This is a genomic window from Saccharomonospora xinjiangensis XJ-54, assembly GCF_000258175.1.
Classification (GTDB): Bacteria; Actinomycetota; Actinomycetes; order Mycobacteriales; family Pseudonocardiaceae; genus Saccharomonospora; species Saccharomonospora xinjiangensis.
Genome location: NZ_JH636049.1, coordinates 1,010,849 through 1,031,197, shown reverse-complemented (window position 1 = coordinate 1,031,197; position 20,349 = coordinate 1,010,849). Strand labels below are relative to the sequence as shown.

Genomic DNA, 20,349 nt, shown 5'->3' with positions numbered 1-20,349 from the left:
CGTGCTCTCCTACTGCACGAACGTCCATGCCGCCGACAATCTGGACGACCTCGTCGCCGCGCTCGACACCTACGCCGTGCCGGTGAGGGAGCGGCTCGGTGCCGATCTCCTCGGAGTGGGGCTGTGGCTGGCCTCGACCGTGGCCGCAGGGCTGGCCGCCGACCCAGCCGCCCTGAGGCGCTTCGCCGCCGAACTGAAGGCACGAGGACTCGCGGTGCAGACCCTCAACGCCTTCCCCTACGGGGGTTTCCACGACACCGTCGTCAAGCACGCCGTGTACGTCCCGACGTGGACCGACGAGCGCAGGCTGCGTTACACGCGCGACTGTCTCACGGTGCTGGCCGGTCTCCTGCACGAGGACGCGCGGTACGGAAGCATCTCGACACTGCCGCTGGCCTGGCGTGAGCCGTGGACTCCTGCCGACGACGACCGCGCGACGGCGGCCTTCACCGAGATCACAGCTCACGCGCGTGAACTCTCGGACGGCAGGCCACTGCGGCTCGCCGTGGAACCCGAGCCAGGGTGTGTGCTCGACACGGTGGCCGACGCGGTGTCGTGGCTGGCAGGCCGCGTCGATCCGGCCCATGTCGGGTTGTGCCTTGACACCTGTCATCTCGCCGTGTCGTTCGCCGACCCCGCCGAGGAGATCCGCCGCGTCCACGACGCCGGGCTCGACATCGTGAAGGTGCAGGCATCGGCTGCCCTGCATGTCGAGAACCCGGCAGCGCGGGAGGCTCGCGCCGCGCTCGCCGAGTTCTGCGAACCCCGGTACCTGCACCAGGTACGGGAATTGTCGCCGAGCGGCGAGGTGCTCGCGGCCGACGACCTCGACGCCGCGCTGGCCGATCTGCCGGGTGCCGGGCCGTGGCGCGTGCACTTCCACGTTCCCCTGCACGCCGGCCCACGGTCGCCGCTGGCCTCGACCACGGACGTGCTCACCGGTGCCGTGGCCGCCCTGGCCGACACCGGGCGGCCCGTTCCCCACATCGAGGTCGAGACCTACACGTGGACGGTCCTGCCTGCCTCCGGCGACATCGATCTCGCCGCGGGAATCGCCGACGAACTGCGCTGGGCGCACACGGAGGTAGCCGCATGAAGAAACTGCTCCTGCTCGACGTGGTCGGTATGACGCCCGCACTGCTGCCGCACATGCCGAACCTGTCGGGGCTCGCCGAGGAGGGCTGGCGCGCCGAGCTGGGTACCGTGCTGCCCGCCGTCACGTGCAGCGTGCAATCGACCCTGCTCACCGGGACGATGCCTGCCGAACACGGGATCGTCGGCAACGGCTGGTACTTCCGCGACCTCGGCGAGATCCACCTGTGGCGGCAGCACAACAGGCTCGTGCGGGGGCCGAAGGTGTGGGAGACCGCGAGGGCGGAGCATCCCGGCTACACCGCCGCGAACGTGTGCTGGTGGTACGCGATGGGCATGACCACCGATATCACGGTCACCCCACGCCCCGTCTACCACGCCGACGGCCGCAAATCGCCCGACTGCTACGTGCGCCCACCGCACCTGCACGACGCACTCACCGCGGACCTCGGCCCGTTCCCGCTGTTCCAGTACTGGGGCCCGACGGCGTCGATCACCTCGACGAAGTGGATCGTGGCGGCCACCCGGCGCATCCTGCGCACCGACAACCCCGACCTGCTGATGGCCTACGTCCCGCACCTCGACTACGACCTCCAGCGGTACGGCCCCGGCTCACCGCAGGCGGTGAAGGCCGCGCGGGAGGTCGATGCCGCGCTGGCCCCGCTGCTCGCCGACGCGCGCCGCGCGGGCACCACGGTGGTCGCGCTGTCCGAGTACGGCATCACCTCAGTGGACACGCCCGTGGACATCAACAGGGCACTGCGCAGGGAAGGGCTGCTGGAGGTCTACACCCAGGACGGCATGGAGTACCTGGACCCGTGGACTTCGAGGGCGTTCGCCGTGGCCGACCACCAGGTCGCCCACGTCTACGTCGCCGACGACGCCGACCTGCCCAGGGTGCGCTCGATCGTCGAGGGCCTCACCGGGGTGGATGAGGTGCTCGATCGTGAGGCCCAGTCGCGATACGGGCTGGGCCACCCTCGGGCGGGCGAGTTCGTGGTGGTGGCAGAGCCAAGGGCATGGTTCACCTACTACTACTGGCTCGACGACGATCGTGCGCCCGACTTCGCGCGCGGCGTCGAGATCCACCGCAAACCCGGCTACGACCCGGCCGAGTTGTTCTTCGATCCGGCCGACCGTTTCGCCAAGGCCAGGGCGGGGCTCAACCTCGTGCGCAAGAAAGCCGGGCTGCGCTACGCGATGAACGTGGTGCCCACCGACCCGAGGTGGGTGCGCGGATCGCACGGGCGGTTACCGGATTCGGCCGAGCACGGGCCGATGCTGATCTGCTCCGACCCCGAGATGCCGTCCGCCGTCGAGTCGAGCGGGCGGATGGCCGCCACGGATGTACGTCACCTTCTCCTGCAACTGCACGGAATCCGAGAGGGAGCACGCCAATGAGCCGACCGGTGACCCTGTTCACGGGCCAATGGGCCGACCTGCCGTTCGAGGAGGTCTGCCGCCTCGCCTCACAGTGGGGCTACGACGGGCTGGAGATCGCATGCTCCGGCGACCACTTCGAGGTCGATCGAGCACTGTCTGAAAAGGACTACGTCGCGAACCGGCTCGCGTTGCTGGATTCCTACGGGCTCAAGGTATGGGCGATCTCCAACCATCTCGTCGGGCAGGCGGTGTGTGACGACCCGATCGACGAGCGGCACCGCAACATCCTCCCTTCCCGGATCTGGGGCGACGGCGAACCCGAGGGGGTGCGGCAGCGCGCGGCCACCGAGATGGCCGACACGGCGAGGGCCGCCGCGAAACTCGGCGTGGACACCGTCGTCGGCTTCACCGGGTCGAAGATCTGGAAGTACGTCGCGATGTTCCCGCCGGTGCCCGCGGAGGTGATCGAGGACGGCTACGCCGACTTCGCGCGCAGGTGGAACCCGATCCTCGACGTCTTCGACGAGGTCGGCGTGCGGTTCGCCCACGAGGTGCACCCCAGTGAGATCGCCTACGACTACTGGACGACCACGCTGGCGCTCAAGGCAGTGGACAACCGGCCCGCGTTCGGCCTGAACTGGGACCCTTCGCATTTCGTGTGGCAGGACCTCGATCCGGTGGGTTTCATCATCGACTTCGCTGACCGCATCTATCACGTGGACTGCAAGGACACGAAGAAGCGGTTCGACGGCAGGGGCGGCAGGCTCGGCTCCCACCTTCCGTGGGGCGACCCGCGCCGGGGCTGGGACTTCGTGTCCACAGGGCACGGCGACGTTGACTGGGAGAGCGCGTTCCGTGCGCTCAACGCCATCGGCTACACCGGGCCGATCTCGGTCGAGTGGGAGGACGCGGGCATGGATCGCCTGCGGGGTGCCGCCGAAGCGGTGACCTACATCCGCAGCAGGGTGTTCGACAAGCCGGAGGCGGCCTTCGACGCCGCGTTCAGCACGGAGAGGAACCGAGGCCATGAGTGACGAGAGACTGTCCCGTCGAGCGATGTTCCGCACCGCGGCCGGTGCGGCTGCGGCGGTGGGGCTCGCCGGAGCGCTGGGCGGTACCGCGCACGCCACCGCCACCTGGGGGCCGCCGACGAGGCGGGTTCCCAGGCAGATGATCAGCATCCAGCTCTACACCCTCCGCAACCTTTTGCAGGCAGACCTGGAGGGCACCTTGGAGGCGCTGGCCGACATCGGCTACCGCACCGTCGAGCTGGCAGGCACCTACGGCCGGTCCGCGACCGAGTTCAGGGCCATCCTCGACCGGTATCACCTCAGCGCGACGTCGGCCCACGTCTCCTTCGACGGTGCCGACGTGAACCGGCTGATCGAGGACGCCCGGATTCTCGGGTACCGGAAGGCGGCCTGCGCGTGGGCGAACTTTCCGACCGCCGACGACTGGAGAGCTTTCGCGGGGCGGCTCGACGAGGCTGCGGCGGCGTTCCACAAGGCCGGGATCGCCTACGGCTACCACAACCACGCCCACGAGTACGCCCTCGTTGACGGCGTCCGGCCGATCGACGTGATCGCCGAGCACACCGACCCCCGCACCGTGCACTTCGAGTACGACCTGTACTGGGTCGTCGCGGGTGGTGCCGACCCGGTGGAGGAGTATCACCGCCGCTTCGGCAGGGTGTTGCAGTTCCACGTCAAGGACAGAGCATCGGACGGCAGCTTCGCCGACCTGGGGACGGGCACGATCGACTTCCCGGACCTGTTCCGCAGGACGTGGGCAGGGCCGATGAAGCAGTACATCGTCGAACACGACGCTCCCACCGATGCGCTGAACACCGCGAAGGTCGGCTACGAGTACCTGGCGAACCTTCGGTTCTGACGCGACACTCGCGGTTCGCGACGCCGCCCCCGCCAGGGTGCGGACGCGACATCGGCAACGTCCTGGTGTCTGACAGCGTCTCGCTCTCCCCGTGAGGCCCCCGGTCAGGGCCTCACGGGGAAGGCGTCAGCCGTCGTACGCGATCAACGTCCGCAGCGCGCCCACCGTGGCGTAGCCACGCCACTCCAGCGCGGCGGCGGGGGAGTAGCTGACGAAATCGACCGTCCAGCCACCGTCGTCGGCCTGCCCCGAACGCAGTCGCTCCAGGTCGGCCTCGATCGCCTCAGGGGACAGCAGCTGTTGCGCGGACCCGGGCGCCGGTGCGAAGTCGAGCGGTCGCATGTACTCATCCTCGGCACCGCCCTGGACATGCACAGTGCCGTCGGCAGGCACAAACGCGCCCAGCACGTCGAACAGGTCACGGGCGATCTCGGGATGCCTGGCACTCAGGACGTCGGCGAACCGCACCGCGAAGGCCAATTCGATGGCGTGGGGAGTGCGGTCTTCCTCACGGAGGGCACGGATGGCCGACACACAGAACTCGGTGGCGCGCGCCAGCCAGGGATGGTCAGCGACAGCGCGGTCGTGGACGGCGACGCGGTGAGCGTGCAGGGTTACGACGGCGGTGATCTGGAGTGACGACGTCGTCGGATCAGCCTGGACCCAGAACGGCGCGCAGCTCTCCGGAGTGGTGATCGGCAGCGCGAATGGCAAGCCGCCGTCGGGCAAGCTCGCCGTCAGCAGCCAGTCACAGAGTTGCCCTGCCTGCGAGCTGGTGACCGGCCCGAGCTCCGCCAGTACCTCAAGCGCATGCAGCGCGGCGGCTGGCTGGCTCTCGGGGGAGCGCAGGTCCGGTTCGAGGCCGTGTCCGTACCCTCCGTCGGGGTTGCGGTAGGCGGCGAGCGCGGACAACGTCGCCTCGGGGTCGGAGTTCCCCGTGAGCAGCCGATACCGGTGCTGGTCGAGCAATCGGGCGTTGGCGGTCAGGAAGGTTGCCGCCGCTGTGAGGGTCGAGGTGTCGGTCACGACAGCAACCGTATCACCCATTCGAACACACGTTCGAGTGGATGTGAGTCGTCGGAGTCGGACTCGGTCCACGACGCCGAATCGGGGTGTCCGGCACTCGCCGCCGAGCGTGCCGTGGTTCGTCACGGCTTGTCATGGCTTGTCACAGCTACAGTGTCCGCACCGTCGGTCTTCGGCGGATTGTCTCCTGGACCGGAGGTTTTCCCAGATGGTCAGCAAGTTCACCGAACTCGGGATCGACTGCGCCGATCCTGCCGCGCTCGCCCGCTTCTGGTGCGCGGTCCTCGATTACGAGGTGCAGGACGAGGACGACGGCACCGTGACGATCGGCCCTCGTCCGGATGCTCGCGGCGGGAGCGGGCCCAGCCCTGTGCCACCGATGTTGACGTTCGCCGAGGTTCCCGAGGGCAAGACTGTCAAGAACAGGCTCCATCTCGACCTCAGCCCGGCAGACAGAGGACAGGACGAGGAGGTCCGCCGCCTGCTCGCCCTGGGTGCCCGGCGCGCCGATGTCGGCCAGGGTGACGAGAGCTGGGTCGTCCTCGCCGATCCCGAGGGCAACGAGTTCTGTGTCCTCGCCGACCGCTGCCCCTGATCGCTTCTGGACCCGCGTCGTCTGCCTCACCGGGATCGTGGGTCCGCCTTCGAGCCCACGCGGTCGCTACCTCGCCGGGAGCACGCCAAGAGTTGATGACACAGACAGGGGCGCGTTCCTCGCGTCAACGGCGAGGAGCGCGCCCGAGTCCGTTCACCGTATTGCCGGGTCTGCCCTCAACGGGAAGTCCACGAGCTCGTCACCTCGCCGAGGTACGGGGACGTCGGCCAGCGCGGATGCCACCGTCGGGTGCAACGGCAGCACGTCGGAAAGCCCGACGGCCTCGATAGGTCTCCGCACGGCACGCTGGGTGGCGACCACGCGGAGCGTGACTCCCTCGCGGACGGCGGTGTCCTGCGTGTCGAGCAGCAGTGCCAGCCCGGCCGAGCCGAGGAACGTGACCTCGGTGAGATCGACGACGAGTGGCTGGGGCGGAGACACCACGTCGAGCGCACCGTCGAGGTGCTCGGCGAGCTCGCCCCTCGTGCTGAGGTCGATCTCACCACTCACCGTGACGACGACTCCTGCTCCGTGACATTCGGTGGTTAGGCCCAACAGTGAAGTGGGTATTGCCAATTCGGACACGGCACCTCCAGCGGTGTCCATCAACCGATAGGTCGAAACTACGTCTGGCCTATGTCTGGCCGCTGCCTGCTCAACGCCCGACTGCACAAAGACTAGCCCGGACGGCGCAATGTGCAAAGGCAGGATTCGGTGGGCACTCCCTAATCGGAGGAATTCGCGATACAAGGAGTGACTTTCGATGACCCGTGTTCGAGACATCATGACGGCAGACCCCACCTACGCGGAGACGAGTGAAACGGTGTCGCGGGCGGCTCGCACGATGGCGAGCCACGATATCGGGGCTCTGCCGATCCGTGGAGAAGATCACCATTTCAAGGGCATGCTCACCGACCGGGACATCGTGGTGAAGGTCCTGGCAGAGGGCAAGGACCCGGCCGCACTGCACGTCGGGGAGCTCGCGCAGGGAGTCGTCTACTCGGTCGGTCCCGACGACGATGTGAGGGACGCGCTGCGGGAGATGTCGAACCACCAGGTGCGGCGGCTTCCCGTGATGGAAGGCGAGGAACTGGTCGGCATCGTGTCGCAGGCGGACGTCGCCAGGAAACTGCCGGAAGGTGAAGTCGGCAACACGGTGGAGAACATCTCACGTGACTGATCGGGTGAAACTGAAATTTTCTTCGTAACTCGTCCGAGTTAGTCACCGGCTAGTTTGCCAATATGATAGGAGCGCGGAACATGAACTTGTTCCGCGCTTTTCTCTGTGTTCTCTGTGCCGATCGGATTCAGCGATCATCGCCCCAGCCCGAAGTACACGAATCCGGCGCAGGCCAGCTCGTCGGGATCGAGCAGGTTGCGGGTGTCCACGATCGTGGCGCGGTCGGTGAGGTCGGCGAGGTGCGCCCAGTCGAGGTCGCGGAATTCCGGCCACTCCGTCAGCAGGACCAGCCCCGCGGCGTCCTTCGCGACGAGCGTGACGTCATCGACGAGCTGGACGACACCGCCGGTGCGGTCGGCGCGGCCGAGTCCGGGATCGTAGCCGGTGAGCACGGCGCCGCACTCGGCGAGCCGTGTCGCGACCGCCAGCGCGGGAGATTCGCGGACGTCGTCGGTGCCTGCCTTGAACGCCAGCCCGAGCAGCCCGAGCCGCAGTCCCTCCAGCGAGCCGTCCGGCGAACCGGTGACGGCCTGCCTGACCTTCTCGACCACGCGCTCGCGCTGATGGTGGTTGGCCGCCATCGCATCGGCGAGAACGGAGAAATCGACACCGGCCTCACCCGCCGCGCGCAGCAGAGCCCTGGTGTCCTTCGGCAGGCACGAGCCACCCCAGCCGGGACCCGGGGACAGAAACGCCGAGCCGATGCGCGGGTCGAGACGCATGGCCTTCGCCACGTCGGCGATGTCGGCGCCGAGGCGTTCGCACAGTTCGGCCAGCACGTTGACGTAGGACACCTTCACGGCGAGAAAGGCGTTGCTCGCGTACTTGGCCAGCTCGGAGCTGGCCGGGTCGGTGCGCAACACGGGGGCGGACAGCCCCTCGTAGAGGGCGGCGACGCGGTCGGCGGCGGCGTGGTCGCTCGCTCCGATGACGATGCGGTCGGGGTTGAGGAAGTCGTAGGCGGCGTGGCCCTCGCGGAGGAACTCGGGGTTGTTCACCGTGGGACGGCGGAGCGCCAACTCGGTGCGCGTGGTGGTGCCGACGGGCACGGTGGACTTGACCGCGACGACGCAGCCGGGGGACAGGACGCGGGCCAGCGCCTCGACCGCGGCGTCGAACGCGTGCAGATCGGAGGTGCCGTCCTGCCCTGTGGGGGTCGGCACGCACAGCAGCACCACGTCGGCGCGCGAGAGCGCGGCCAGGTCGGTGGCGAAGGCGAGCCTGCCCTCGGCGAGGCCCTCGGCCACCAGCGTGTCGAGTCCGGGTTCGGCGATGGGAATCTCGCCCCTGGACAGGGCAGCGACCTTGCCCGCGTCGATATCGACGCCCGTGACCCGGTGGCCCAGGTGGGCAAGGCAGGCGGCGCTGGTCAGTCCGACGTAGCCGGTGCCGACGACGCCGACGGTGAGACGGTTTCGCTCTTCCACGCGTTGCGACATGGTTCACCTCCCGCGAGCAGGGTCCGCGCGGCGTCCAGCACGGCAGGGGCGGTGAGCCGCAGCAGTCCCGCGTCCGGAGTCGTGGCATGGGGGTCACCGCTGGTGCCTGCCCACAGCACGACGTGCGGCGTCCTGCCCTCCGGAGGTCCCCACTCCTCGGGCGGGGTGGGCCCGAACAGCAGGACCGACGGTGTGCCGAAGGCTGTGGCGAGGTGGCCGACTCCCGTGTCACCGCAGACGACGAGAGCGGCCCCGGCCACGAGAGCCGCGAGTTCGGCGAGATCGTGCCCTGCGAACACCGCGTCGGGGCCGAGCCCCGCGGCGACGGCGACGTCGGTGGCCAGACCGCGTTCCCCCGCGCTGCCGGTGACGAGGACGGGCCTTCCGGTGCCGGACAGGTCGTCGGCGAGTGCGCGCGCGACGGTGGCGAACCGGTCAGGCGGCCACCTCCTCGCGGCGGATTTCGCACCGGGATGGATCACCACGGCACCCGGAGCGGGGCTGGGCAGCGGCGGTGAGAGCAGCTCCAGGTCGGTGGGGTCGGCGGGGATGCCGTAGAAGTCGAGCAGAGCGCACCAGCGGTGCACCTCGTGCAGGTCGTCCCTCCACTCGGGGCCTTCGAACCGGGGATGGTCCGGATGCCGGTGGGTGATCATCCGCAGGGGGTGGGTCGCCGCGAGGTCGGCGATGCTCTGCGGACCCCTGCCGTGCAGGTTCACGGCGAGGTCGATCGGCGGCAGTGCGGGGAGCGCGGGTGATGAGGGCAGCGCCGCGAGGCCGGGCGTCGGCAGCAGTTCGACGGCTGCCGGTCTCGGCACCAGCAGCGGTACGAGGGGAGCCATCGGAGCGGGTGCCGCCAGCACGAGCCGGTCGTGCGGCCTTGCCCCGTGCAGCGCACGCAGCGCGGGCACGGCGGTGAGGACGTCGCCGAGCCCGAGCGCGCGCAGCACCAGCGTCACGGCCATGAGCCCTCTTCGGAGTGGCAGACGACGAGTTCCCTGATCTCGCAGCCCTCCGGCTGCCGCAGCGCGTGCAGAACGGCCTTCGCCACGTTCGCCGGATCGTTGAGCTTGGCGTCGGCCGGCGGCTTGTACCGGTCGTCCCTTTCGTCGAAGAAGGCGGTGTGCATGCCGCCGGGTACCAGCAGCGTCACTCCGATGCGGCCTGCCGTCTCGGCGGCGAGCGCGCGGGTGAACGCGACCACTCCCGCCTTGGACGCGCAGTACGCCGTGGCGTCGGAGACCGACCGCAGCCCGAGCGTCGAGGAGCAGGTGACGACCTTGCCCCTGCTGCGTTCCAGATAGGGCAGCGCGGCCCGCACGACGGCGGCGGTGCCGAGGAGATTGACCCGCACGACCCGCTCCCAGCCCTCGGTGGGCACGGAGTCCAGCCTCCCGGGGGTGTCGATGCCTGCCGCGGTGAACACGGCGTCGAGCCCGCCTGCCCGCTCAGCCAGCTCGCGGACCGCGTTCTCGGTCGCCCCCGTGTCGGCGAGGTCGGCGAGCGCGTAGTCCACGCCGCCTGCTTCGGGCGGTTTGCGGTCGAGCACGAGCGGGGTGCCCCCCGCGTCGAGGACCTCCCGGACCGTCGCCGCTCCCAGCCCGGACGATCCGCCACTGACCAGTACCTTCATCGTGCCTCCTCGTTCGCGTTTCACCTGCCTGCCTCCTGGAGCAGCCGGGTCGTGGAGTAGCCCTCCACGGTGGGCACGAGCACCACCTCACCGCCGTGCCTGCGCACCACCTCGGCCTCGGGGAGTTCACTGCCCGTGTAGTCGCCTCCCTTGACCCACACGTCGGGGCGCAACCGTTCCAGCACGGTCGAGGGCGACGACTCCTCGAAAACGACCACACCGTCTACAGAGGACAATTCGCTGAGCAGTCTCGCCCTGTCGGCGGCGGTGACGACGGGGCGGCCGGGGCCTTTGAGCCGCCTGACCGACTCGTCGGAGTTCAGGCACACCACGAGCGCGTCCCCGAGCGACCTCGCGTGCCGCAGCAGGCTCACATGCCCGGCATGCAGCAGGTCGAAACAGCCACCGGTGGCGACGAGTCGGCCGCCGCGCCGTCGCACGGACTCGGCGAGGTCGAAGCAGCCGACGGACGAACCCGGCGAGAACCGCTCCTGCCCGCCGTCGGTGGCACCGTGATCATCGGCTCGTCTCGACAGAGCCGAGGCACCACCGGCCGCGACGAACCGGGACGCCGACTCCACGGCGGTGGCCACGGCGTCGGCGGCACCGGCGCCCTCGACGAGAGCCGTGACGGCCGCGGTCGCGAACCGGTCGCCCGCGCCGCAGGTGTCGAGTCGCTGCCCGGTGAGCGTGGCATTGTCCGGGACGGGCACGGTCAGCGTCGTGCCGTCCTCGGTGGCGAGTACGGCGCCTCGTGCGCCCACCGTCACCGCCGCAGTGCGGCAGCGCCAGTGTCGGCGCAGCGCCATCGCCGCGTCGGCGGCGCCGGAACAACCCTCCACTGCCGCGGCGATGGCGAGTGCTTCCCGCTCGTTGGGTGTCACGAGCGTCGAGCCCGGCACGGGGGCAGCGCCCCGGGGATGCGGGTCCCAGACCACCGGCACGCGCGAAGCGGCCTCGGCGAGCAGCCGCCGCATCCCGGGATGGGCGGCCACACCCCGGCCGTAGTCGGAGACGAGGACCGCGCCAGCGTCGTGGATCGCGCGCACAACCCGGTCCGGCAGCGGGGCGTCCGCCGCGCGCCCCTCACCGCTGTCGAGGCGGGCCACCGGCTGTCCCGACGCCCTGATGCGGGTCTTGCGCACCGTCTCGCCCCGCAGCGGCAGCCGCAGCACCTCGACATCGTCTGCCAGCAACGCCGCGAGCCTGCGGCCCGTGCCGTCGTCGCCGAGCGCTGTCACGATTCGCACGCCCGGCGTCGCGTGTGTGGCGAGCAGGATCGCGGCGAGCCCCGCACCGCCAGGCCGCACCCACTCACCCTCCACATCGACCACGGGCACGGGCGCTTCGGGGCACAGCCGCGTGGCGCCGCCCTCGACGTCGGTGTCGAGCAGCGCGTCACCGACCACGACGAGCGGCCTCATGCCGGCACTCCCAGAGTGCGGTCGAGCTGCGCGCAGAGTGCGTGGACGACCGCGAGATGCACCTCCTGCACGGTGGCCACGTGGGTGGCATCGACGGCGACCGCGTCGTCACACAGCGCCGTGAGCGGATTCGGTTCCGGACCCGTGAGCGCCCACGTCACCAGACCGAGTTCGTGTGCCACCTTGGCCGCGGTGACGACGTTCTGGCTGCGCCCGCTCGTGGACAGCGCGACGAGGACGTCGCCCGGCCTTCCGTGGGCGCGCACCTGCCGCGCGTACAACTCGTGTTCGCCGTAGTCGTTGACGATCGCCGTGGCAGCCGAGGTGTCGGCGTGCAGTGCGATGGCGGAGAGGGGCTGCCGGTCGTGGCGGAACTTGCCGACCAGCTCACCGGTGAGGTGCTGTGCCTCCGCCGCGCTGCCGCCGTTGCCGCACGCCAGGAGCCTGCCGCCGCCCGTCAGCACTCCGGCGAGGTGCGCGGCCCACGACTCGATGGTCGGCGCGGCGGCGCGCATCCGGTGCAGCGCACCCTCCAATGCGCGGAAATGCCCTTCGATCACGTCACACCTCCTGTGGGTTTCGTGCCTGCGCGGATCGCGGTGCCGCGATCGCCTCCCGCCGTGCTGCCGAGCGTTCCGACGGTGTTGCCGGTGTTGACGGTGTTGCCGGCCTTGACGGTCTCGACGGCCTCGACGATGTCCGCCGCGTCGATCGCGAGGCACGGATGTCCCGGGACAGGACAGTGCCGCGCCCTGGTGTTCCTGCACGGTGCGTTCTGGTCTCCCAGCACGACTCTGGGCACGCCGTAGGGAGCCCAGCGTGCGCTCGGGACCACAGGCGCGAAAAGGGAGACCACAGGGGTGCCGACGGCGGCCGCGAGATGCGCGGGACCGGTGTTGGGGGCCACCACCACATCGGCGGCTGCCATCACGGAGGCGAGCTGGGGCAGCGTCGTCGCTCCACCGAGATCGACGATCTCACCGGCACCGTCCGCATCGGCGCGAGCGGCGCCGACGATGCGGGTCACCAGGTCGCGTTCGGCGACCCCACCGGTGACCACGACGCGGTGTCCCGCCTCGGCGAGCGCCGACACCGCGTCGGCAGACCGCTGCCACGACGGCTGCCGGGCGGGGACGGATGCGGCCGGATGCACCACCACGAAAGGGGCTTCGCCGGTGAGCGCGCCGGTGTCCGGCAGCGGGTGGCGCACGGCGAGCGCGCCGTCGTCGCCGTCGGGAAGCCGCAGACCGGCGGCGGTCACCAGCGACAGCGCGCGTTCGGCCTCGGGCAGGTCTTCCTCGACGCGATGCCGTAGGTCGAGCAGCGAGCCGGGGTAGTCGTCGCTGATCGCGCCGATCCACGGGACTCCGGCCAGCCGCAGCACGAGCGCCAGCGGCAGCGGAGACTGGTGGAACGACGTGAGGATGAACGCCCCGTCCAGCCGCAGGTCCCGCACCTGCTTGACGAGGGCGTTCACCGAATCTCCCGTGAGAGCGGGCGGTTCGGGGTCGATCCACGGCGCGCACCACTCCACGATCTCGTCCACACCCGGCAGGAGTTCCGCGCCTGCCCTGCCACGCGGACCCGCCAGCAGGACCACGTGATCGGCCCGCGCCGCCACTGCCCTCACCGCGGGACCGGCCAGCAGCACGTCGCCGATGTTGTCGAGGCGCGCGACGAGGATCCGGCCCTTCATGCCAGCTCCAGCGCGATCCTCGCGGCGGTGGGCAGGTCGGGTGCGACGATCGCGTGGCGGCGGGCCAGCTCGATCTCGTCGGGAAGTGTCCGTCCCGTCGGCACGAGGATCGCGCGCGCACCCGCCGTCACCGCGGCCTCCACATCGGCTCCGATGTCACCGACGACGACGCAGCGCCGCACGTCAACGCCGAGGTCGGCGGCGGCCCGCAACACCATGGCGGGCCGGGGTTTCCGGCAAGGGCAGCCCTCGTCCGGCCCGTGCGGGCAGTGCTGCCACGTCTGGAACGGCCCGAGCAGTTCGTCAACGCGACGGGTGACCGCGCGCAACTGCTCGGCGGTGATATGTCCCCTTGCCACACCGGACTGGTTGCTCACCACACCCACCGGCACGCCCTCGGCGCGCAGCAGTGCCAGGGCGTCGGCCGCTCCCGCCATGGGCCGGACCTTCTCAGGATCGGCGAGGTACGGCACGTCCTCGATCAGCGTGTCGTCCCGGTCGAACAACACCGCGCGGCCACGCCGGACCCGCCATTCGCCCGCGAGCCGGTGTGCGCACGCCACCGGAGGGATCACCGCACTCGTGACGGCCATCCTCGCCACCTCACGCGGTGTGCGGGGGCCGGGCGCGATCCGGCTGACCGCGAACTCGGCGGTGAGTCCGGCCCAGACTCCCGCCGCCAGCGCCGCCGCTCGCGGCGCCCTCGCGGCTGCCAGCGCGAGTGCCCCGACCCCGGCCGCACTCGCCAGCGCGTGCCTGCCGAGCCTTCCGGGGCCCTCACCCGCCTCGTGCCGCCAGTGCCCGCCGTGCTTGGCGCGCATGAGCGCGTTGTCGGCGTTGCCCCGCTGCCTCCGCACGCTCGCGAAGAATCCGCCCGACTTCGGGGGGTGTGTCGTGACACGGTCGCCCTCGGAGATGCGCCAGCCCGCCCGCCGCACACGCAACGCGAGGTCGGCGTCCTCCCGGTACGCCCTCGGGAACCGCTCGTCGAACCCGCCGGCCTCCACCAGCGCCTCCCGCCGGTACGCCATGTCGGCGGTGATCCAGCGCGACCGGGTCAGCGCCAGCGTGTCCCGCTCGTCGTCGGTCGGCCTGCGGGTGTCGGGCAGTGGGACGTCGATCCTCGCCACGGAGGCGGCCACGTCGTCGCCGAGCCCGGTGAGGTCGTCGGCCAGCCGGGCCGGCCACTCCCGCGCCGTGAGCACGTCGTCGTCGAGGAAGGCGACCCACTCGCTGTCCGCGGCCCTCCAGCCCACGTTGCGCGCGGCGGCGGGGCCTCTGCCGCCCGAGTCGAGCACCCGCAGCGGCAGCCCGAGGTCGGGCAGCGCCAGAGGTTTCCTGGTGGGGGACGGCGGCCGGTCGTCGATCACGAGAACCTCGCGGGGAGGCGGGCCCTCACCGTGAGCGAGGCCCCGCAACAGCGTGGTCAGGCCGCCCCTGCCCGTCGTCGGGATGACGACGCTGTAGGCGGGGGCACGATCGAGGGTGTCATCCCGCCCGCTCATGCCGTACCTCCCTCACGCCACACGGCGAACGGCCCGATGGCCAGCAGATCCACGGGTGCGGAGCCGAAGCACTCCAGCGCGTCCCTCGGGTCGTCCACCATGGGGCGCCCCGCCGTGTTCAAACTCGTGTTCACCACGGTGGGAAGGCCGGTTCTGCGTTCGAACGCCGACAGCATGCGCGCGAGCAGCGGTTTCTCGCGGGCGTCAACGGTCTGGATCCGCGCTGTACCATCCACATGGGTCACAGCGGGGATGCGGTCACGCCATTGTGGAGCGACGTCGTGAACGAAAAGCATGTACGGGCTGGGAATCGGGCCCCGCGAGAACAGCTCGGCGGCACGTTCGGCGAGCACCATCGGCGCCACAGGCCGGAACTGCTCGCGGCCCTTCACGTCGTTGAGCCGTTCGAGGTTCCCGGCGTGGGCGGGATTGGCGAGCAACGACCGGTGTCCCAGTGCGCGAGGGCCGAACTCCGCACGACCCTGGAACCACGCCACGACGGCGTTGTCGGCGAGCGCGGCGGCGACAGTCTCGGCGATGTCGTCGCAGCGCCGGTAGGGAACCTTCGCGCGCCGAAGCCAGGTCTCCAGCTCGTCGTCCGTCCAGCCCCTGCCGAGGTCGGCCCCGGGCATGGGTTCGATGGTCTCGCCGAAGTCGGCGGCGAGCTGGAGCGCGGCACCGAGTGCGGTGCCCGCATCGCCTGCCGCGGGCTGTACCCAGATCCGGTCAAACGGGCCTTCGTCGTGAAGGCGCGTGTTCGCCACGCAGTTGAGCGCCGTCCCGCCGGCCATGGCGAGGTCGGTGTGTCCGGTGCGCTCGTGCAACCACGCGGCGAGGTCCAGCAGAACCTCCTCGGTCATCTTCTGCACGCTGGCCGCGAGATCGGCGTGTTCGGCGAGGAACTCACCGTCCGCCGCACGGGCCGGGGCGAACCTTTCCCAGTCGATCCGCGCGGTGCGGAAGCCGCCGTCACCGGTGGAGAAGACCGACTCCCGCAGTTCGGGATAGAACCGTGGGGTGCCGTAGGAGGCCAGCGCCATGACCTTGTACTCGTCGCTGGACCGCTGGAAGCCCAGATGTGCCGTGGCGCTTTCGTAGGTCAGCCCGAGTGAGTGCGGAAGGCTCTGGTGGGCCAGTTCGAGGAACTTGCCGTCGCGGTACTCGCCGAGTACCGACGACTCCGCCTCGCCCCGGCCGTCGGAGGTGAGCACGGCGCAGTTGCCGAACGGCGCGGCCAGTGCCGCGGACGCGGCGTGCGCGACGTGGTGCCGGACGAACCGGACGATACTCGGATCGAGTCCTGGTAACGCCGTTTCCAGGAACGCGGGCGCCCGTTTGGCGTAGAGGGTGCGCAGTTTCTCCCACCCTCCGGCGTCCACACCGTCGAGACTGTGATCGGCGAGCGTGGGATCGTAGGAGTACGCGACGGCGTCGAGTTCGCGGACGTCAAGACCCGCCTCGTCGAGACACCATCTCGCGGCCCTCTCGGGAAGCTCCCATGTGGAGAACGGAACCGGTGACTTTCCGTGCTTGCGGCGGGTGAACCGCTCCTCCTCCGCCGCGGCGACGATCCGCCCGTCCACGACGACGGCGGCGGCGGGATCGTGGAAAACGGCGTTGATTCCGAGTATCCGCACTCGCGTACACCTCCCGGATCGGGTGCCGGAGTCGCTGTCGCGACTGGCACTATGTCGCTACCCCTTGAAGCGACGCCTAAACGGGTGGACGGCATAACCCCAGGACGTCGCTACTGGTGGTGAGCGACGACGGTCGCGAGGAATCGTGACCGGTCAGCCGGTGCGGGCCGCCTTCTCGGCACCGCCGGTGTTCCGGGCGAACCAGGCGATCGTGCGGTGCAGGCCTTCGCGAAGCCCGATCTCCGGCTCCCAGCCGAGTTCCGTGCGGGCGAGCGTGATGTCCGGACAGCGGCGACGAGGGTCGTCGGCGGCGCCCGCGACGGTGGTCACGGTGGAAGCGGTTCCCGTGATGGCGCGAACCTCCTCGGCGAGTTGCCGCACGGTCAGTTCCTGTGGGTTGCCGATGTTCACGGGACCGGTGAGGTCGCTGCGCCACAGGGCGAGCAGCCCCGAGACCGTGTCGTCGATGTAGCAGATCGAGCGGGTCTGCGTTCCGGTTCCCGCCACGGTCAGTGGCGCACCGGACAGTGCCTGGGTGATGAAGTTGGGGATCATCCGCCCGTCGTCGGCGCGCATCCTCGGCCCGTAGGTGTTGAAGATGCGCGCGATCGCGATGTTCGTGCCGCGCTTGGCGTGGTAGGCGACCGCGAGTGCTTCGGCGTACCGCTTCGCCTCGTCGTACATGCTCCGGGGTCCGACGGGATTGACGTTGCCCCAGTAGCTTTCGCGCTGCGGGTGCTCGGCGGGGTCCCCGTACACCTCGCTCGTCGAGGCGAGCAGGAACCTCGCCGAGTGGCGGGTCGCGAGTTCGAGCGCGTTCTCGGTTCCGCGTGCTCCCACTCGCAGTGTCTCGATGGGCAGCCGCTGGTAATCCCGTGGCGAGGCCGGTGAGGCGAGGTGGAACACGGAGCCGGGGACACCGATGTCGGGCCACTCCCGAAGGGGGCTGGTCACGTCGAATTCGACGAGCCGGAAATTCTCACTGCGCCGCAAGACGGAGACGTTGCCCGCGCTTCCGGTGATCAGACTGTCCACACAGGTCACTTGATGCCCTCGGTGCAGAAGTCGTTCGCACACATGGGAACCGATGAATCCGGCACCACCGATGACGATCACGTGTTCACCCGCAGAAACCATGCGGGCTCGATTACCCTTGCGGCTCGGTGTGAAACGCTCTGCCAGCGGGTACAGGCCCGGCATGCGGGTGCTGGTGACCGGATGGCCGAGTTTCCTCCATGGTGAGGCGACCGCGGGCGACGTGTTGAGCATGCGGCGGGTCGCCGACGCGCTCGACGGGGCAGGCATCGGCGTGGACACCGCGTGGAGTCCCACACTCCGGCCCGGCGCGCTGCATCTCGACGACGCGGACCCCGCTCGTTACACCCACCTGGTCTTCGCGTGCGGTCCCGCGCACGGCGAGCAGGTGGAGTGGCTCCACCACCGGTACGCCGCGTGCAGGCGGATCGCGGTCGGCGTCTCGGTGATCGATCCCCGCAACCCCGCGGCCGCCGGTTTCCACCGCATTCTCGCCCGCGACGGCCTCGGCGAGACGCAGCCAGACCTCTCCTACGCCGCGCACACCGACACGGTTCCGGTGGCCGGCATCATGCTCGCACCGGGGCAGTACGAGTACGGCGGGCGCCGCAGGCACGAGCAGGTGCACAAGACACTGCTGCACTGGGTCACCGGCCTCGACTGCGCACGCGTGAGCCTCGACACGCGGCTCGACAGCACCGATTGGCGGCACTGCGCGACACCGGACCAGTTCCTGTCACTCGTGGCGCGGCTCGACGTCGTGGTGACGACTCGCATGCACGGACTGGTGCTCGCGCTGCGCGCCGGTGTGCCCGCCATCGCCGTGGACCCGGTCGCGGGTGGCGGGAAGGTGGCGGCGCAGGGCCGGGCATTGGGGTGGCCTGCCGTGGTGGGCGCCGAGGAACTCGGCACCGACGCGCTCGACCGGTGGTGGCGCTGGTGCGTGGCGAGGGGCGTGGACAGCGGAGCTCGCACCCCGCCCGGATGCCAGGGCTCGCTGGTCGCCGAACTGCTCGGCGAGGTCCTTCGATGAGGACATCGGTGGTGATCGCCACGAGGGACCGTGCCCGCGATCTCGCCAACACCCTCACCAGGTTGCGGGCGCTGAACCCGGTTCCGCCGATCATCGTGGTGGACAACGGGTCCACCGACGACACGGCCGACCGTGTGCGTGCAGGCTTCCCCGGTGTGCGCTTGATCCGCCTTCCCGAGAACGTCGGCATGGCCGCGCGCAACCTCGGCGTCGAGGCGGCCGACACCCCGTACGTGGCGTTCAGCGACGACGACTCGTGGTGGGCGCAGGGATCGCTGACGCAGGCGGAAGTCCTGTTCGACGCCTACCCCAGAGTGGGGCTCGTCGCGGCGACGACCCTGGTCGGTCCCGAATGCCGCCGCGACCCCGTGTGCGACGAGATGGCGGGAAGCCCGCTGGGCACCGCACCGGATCTGCCGGGGCCGAGAGTGCTGGGTTTCCTCGCGTGCTCAGCCGTGGTGCGGCGCAGCGCGTTCCTCGACGCGGGCGGTTTCAACCCGCTGCTGCATTTCGGGGCCGAGGAGAAGTTGCTCGCCTACGACCTCGCCGCCCGTGGCTGGGAGCTGTGCTACGTGGACCGCTTGCGCGCGCACCACCATCCTTCCGCCAACCGGCCCTCGGTGTCCTGGCGGCGCCGCATCGAGCGGCGCAACAACGTCCTGATCACGTGGATGCGGCGCCCTGCCGGTGACTGCGCGCGAACGGCGGGGCTGCTGCTGCGCGATCCTCTCGCTGCGGCAGGGGCGCTTCGCAGGCTGCCCGGCGCTCTCGGCGCCCGTCGCAGGCTTCCCGACCACGTCGAGCGGCGGATCAGGGAGCTGGCATGAGCGAAGTCAGCGTTGTCATGATCACCCACAATCGCCGCGACGAGGCGCTGCGCACGCTGGAGGCGATGACATCCCTTCCGGACGCCGCCCCGATCGTGGTCGCCGACAACGCCTCGGACGACGGCACCGCCGACGCGATCGCCACCCTGTTCCCGAACGTGTCGCTGCTGCGTTGCGACCGCAACCTCGGCGCGCTCGCCCGCAACCTCGCGGTGCGCCAGATCCACACGCCGTATGTCGCGTTCTGCGACGACGACACCCGCTGGCAACCGGGGGCGCTGACGCGGGCCGTCGAGGTGCTCGACACCTATCCGGGGCTGGCTTCGGTGACGGGTCGTTGCCTCGTGGAACCGGACCTGGTGGAGGACCCGATCACTCCGGAACTCCGGCACTCCCCGGTCAAGGGACCGGACTGGCTTCCCGGCCCGGCACTGCTCGGGGTGATGGCGGGGTTGACGACCTTCCGGGTCGCGGCGTTCCGTCAGGTCGGTGGGTTCTCGCCACGCATGTGGCTCGGCGGTGAGGAGGAGTTGCTCGCCATCGACCTCGCCGCGCACGGCTGGTGGATGTGCTGGGACCCCGGCATCGTGATCCACCACGCGCCGTCGCGGTTGCGCGATCCACGCCGGAGGCGCCAGCTCGGTATCCGCAACACACTGTGGACGTTGTGGCTGCGCAGACCCGCACGATCCGCCGCGCGCCGCACCGTGGACGTGCTGCGGTCCGCGCCACGGGACACCGCCACCCTTGCCGCCGTCGCCGAGGCGGTGCGGGGGTTGCCCTGGGTGCTGGCGGAGCGCAGGGTGGTGCCGCTGTCGGTGGAGGAGGGGCTGCGCTCGCTGGAGGACTCGCAGCGCCGCTCCACCGCCCGCCGCTACGTCGGTTGACGGGGTTGACGGGGTGCGCAACCGGGTAGGCGGGGGGACAGAAGCGAACCTCCGTCGAGAGGGAGTG

At 70.3% G+C, this 20,349-nt stretch carries 20 protein-coding genes; 9 read left to right on the top strand and 11 right to left on the bottom strand.

Features of this window, described 5'->3' with window-relative positions; translation table 11 throughout:
• Position 1 precedes the first annotated feature (1 nt).
• From eboE to SACXIDRAFT_RS04115, 4 genes are read left to right on the top strand one after another with little or no spacing between them, the layout of a single operon-like run.
• Positions 2-1,096: a metabolite traffic protein EboE gene (eboE, locus tag SACXIDRAFT_RS04130; RefSeq protein ID WP_006237224.1), complete on the top strand. Its 1,095-nt coding sequence runs from the start codon at positions 2-4 to the stop codon at positions 1,094-1,096.
• A complete protein-coding gene (locus SACXIDRAFT_RS04125; protein WP_006237223.1) occupies positions 1,093-2,493 on the top strand; it encodes an alkaline phosphatase family protein in 1,401 nt (466 codons plus the stop codon). Before eboE ends, SACXIDRAFT_RS04125 begins: the two co-directional genes overlap by 4 nt.
• Positions 2,490-3,509 carry a sugar phosphate isomerase/epimerase family protein gene (locus SACXIDRAFT_RS04120; RefSeq protein WP_006237222.1) on the top strand — a complete coding sequence of 340 codons (1,020 nt, stop codon included), beginning with the start codon at positions 2,490-2,492 and terminating at the stop codon, positions 3,507-3,509. Before SACXIDRAFT_RS04125 ends, SACXIDRAFT_RS04120 begins: the two co-directional genes overlap by 4 nt.
• Positions 3,502-4,365 carry a sugar phosphate isomerase/epimerase family protein gene (locus SACXIDRAFT_RS04115; protein ID WP_006237221.1) on the top strand — a complete coding sequence of 288 codons (864 nt, stop codon included), beginning with the start codon at positions 3,502-3,504 and terminating at the stop codon, positions 4,363-4,365. The genes SACXIDRAFT_RS04120 and SACXIDRAFT_RS04115 overlap by 8 nt, the downstream gene beginning before the upstream one ends.
• 126 nt (positions 4,366-4,491) lie before the next feature.
• On the opposite strand, the gene SACXIDRAFT_RS04110 is transcribed toward SACXIDRAFT_RS04115, so the two are convergent.
• Positions 4,492-5,412, bottom strand: a complete 921-nt coding sequence (locus SACXIDRAFT_RS04110) for a prenyltransferase/squalene oxidase repeat-containing protein (protein WP_006237220.1) — start codon at positions 5,410-5,412, stop codon at positions 4,492-4,494.
• 187 nt (positions 5,413-5,599) lie between these two features.
• Here SACXIDRAFT_RS04110 and SACXIDRAFT_RS04105 point away from each other — a divergent pair, with 187 nt between their 5' ends.
• A complete protein-coding gene (locus SACXIDRAFT_RS04105; protein WP_006237219.1) occupies positions 5,600-5,986 on the top strand; it encodes a VOC family protein in 387 nt (128 codons plus the stop codon).
• 153 nt (positions 5,987-6,139) lie between these two features.
• On the opposite strand, the gene SACXIDRAFT_RS04100 is transcribed toward SACXIDRAFT_RS04105, so the two are convergent.
• A complete protein-coding gene (locus tag SACXIDRAFT_RS04100; RefSeq protein ID WP_040922037.1) occupies positions 6,140-6,592 on the bottom strand; it encodes an anti-sigma factor antagonist in 453 nt (150 codons plus the stop codon).
• Positions 6,593-6,749: 157 nt separating this feature from the next.
• Here SACXIDRAFT_RS04100 and SACXIDRAFT_RS04095 point away from each other — a divergent pair, with 157 nt between their 5' ends.
• Positions 6,750-7,166 (top strand): CBS domain-containing protein, encoded by a 417-nt coding sequence (locus SACXIDRAFT_RS04095; protein WP_006237217.1) that lies wholly within the window; start codon positions 6,750-6,752, stop codon positions 7,164-7,166.
• 134 nt (positions 7,167-7,300) lie between these two features.
• Here SACXIDRAFT_RS04095 and SACXIDRAFT_RS04090 read toward each other — a convergent pair whose 3' ends face one another.
• The 9 genes from SACXIDRAFT_RS04090 to SACXIDRAFT_RS04050 form a co-directional block, all read right to left on the bottom strand.
• Positions 7,301-8,605, bottom strand: a complete 1,305-nt coding sequence (locus tag SACXIDRAFT_RS04090) for a UDP-glucose dehydrogenase family protein (RefSeq protein WP_040922036.1) — start codon at positions 8,603-8,605, stop codon at positions 7,301-7,303.
• Positions 8,536-9,570, bottom strand: a complete 1,035-nt coding sequence (locus SACXIDRAFT_RS04085) for a glycosyltransferase family 9 protein (RefSeq protein ID WP_006237215.1) — start codon at positions 9,568-9,570, stop codon at positions 8,536-8,538. The genes SACXIDRAFT_RS04090 and SACXIDRAFT_RS04085 overlap by 70 nt, the downstream gene beginning before the upstream one ends.
• Complete coding sequence (locus SACXIDRAFT_RS04080; RefSeq protein ID WP_006237214.1) at positions 9,561-10,238, bottom strand: SDR family oxidoreductase; 678 nt, start codon at positions 10,236-10,238, stop codon at positions 9,561-9,563. The genes SACXIDRAFT_RS04085 and SACXIDRAFT_RS04080 overlap by 10 nt, the downstream gene beginning before the upstream one ends.
• A 20-nt stretch (positions 10,239-10,258) precedes the next feature.
• On the bottom strand, positions 10,259-11,662 hold the full coding sequence (locus tag SACXIDRAFT_RS04075) for a PfkB family carbohydrate kinase (RefSeq protein ID WP_006237213.1): 1,404 nt from the start codon (positions 11,660-11,662) through the stop codon (positions 10,259-10,261).
• Positions 11,659-12,222 carry a D-sedoheptulose-7-phosphate isomerase gene (locus SACXIDRAFT_RS04070; RefSeq protein WP_006237212.1) on the bottom strand — a complete coding sequence of 188 codons (564 nt, stop codon included), beginning with the start codon at positions 12,220-12,222 and terminating at the stop codon, positions 11,659-11,661. Before SACXIDRAFT_RS04070 ends, SACXIDRAFT_RS04075 begins: the two co-directional genes overlap by 4 nt.
• Complete coding sequence (locus SACXIDRAFT_RS04065) at positions 12,219-13,358, bottom strand: glycosyltransferase family 9 protein (RefSeq protein ID WP_006237211.1); 1,140 nt, start codon at positions 13,356-13,358, stop codon at positions 12,219-12,221. Before SACXIDRAFT_RS04065 ends, SACXIDRAFT_RS04070 begins: the two co-directional genes overlap by 4 nt.
• Complete coding sequence (locus tag SACXIDRAFT_RS04060) at positions 13,355-14,863, bottom strand: HAD-IIIA family hydrolase (RefSeq protein ID WP_006237210.1); 1,509 nt, start codon at positions 14,861-14,863, stop codon at positions 13,355-13,357. Before SACXIDRAFT_RS04060 ends, SACXIDRAFT_RS04065 begins: the two co-directional genes overlap by 4 nt.
• Positions 14,860-16,500, bottom strand: coding sequence for a carbamoyltransferase family protein (locus tag SACXIDRAFT_RS04055; RefSeq protein ID WP_006237209.1), 1,641 nt, complete (start codon positions 16,498-16,500; stop codon positions 14,860-14,862). The genes SACXIDRAFT_RS04060 and SACXIDRAFT_RS04055 overlap by 4 nt, the downstream gene beginning before the upstream one ends.
• A gap of 153 nt (positions 16,501-16,653) precedes the next feature.
• Positions 16,654-17,637: an NAD-dependent epimerase/dehydratase family protein gene (locus SACXIDRAFT_RS04050; protein ID WP_006237208.1), complete on the bottom strand. Its 984-nt coding sequence runs from the start codon at positions 17,635-17,637 to the stop codon at positions 16,654-16,656.
• A 61-nt stretch (positions 17,638-17,698) separates the two neighbouring features.
• Here SACXIDRAFT_RS04050 and SACXIDRAFT_RS04045 point away from each other — a divergent pair, with 61 nt between their 5' ends.
• From SACXIDRAFT_RS04045 to SACXIDRAFT_RS04035, 3 genes are read left to right on the top strand one after another with little or no spacing between them, the layout of a single operon-like run.
• Positions 17,699-18,568 (top strand): polysaccharide pyruvyl transferase family protein, encoded by an 870-nt coding sequence (locus tag SACXIDRAFT_RS04045; protein ID WP_006237207.1) that lies wholly within the window; start codon positions 17,699-17,701, stop codon positions 18,566-18,568.
• Positions 18,565-19,395 (top strand): glycosyltransferase family 2 protein, encoded by an 831-nt coding sequence (locus SACXIDRAFT_RS04040; protein ID WP_006237206.1) that lies wholly within the window; start codon positions 18,565-18,567, stop codon positions 19,393-19,395. The genes SACXIDRAFT_RS04045 and SACXIDRAFT_RS04040 overlap by 4 nt, the downstream gene beginning before the upstream one ends.
• Positions 19,392-20,282 (top strand): glycosyltransferase family 2 protein, encoded by an 891-nt coding sequence (locus tag SACXIDRAFT_RS04035; RefSeq protein WP_006237205.1) that lies wholly within the window; start codon positions 19,392-19,394, stop codon positions 20,280-20,282. The genes SACXIDRAFT_RS04040 and SACXIDRAFT_RS04035 overlap by 4 nt, the downstream gene beginning before the upstream one ends.
• The last annotated feature ends 67 nt before the right edge of the window (positions 20,283-20,349 follow it).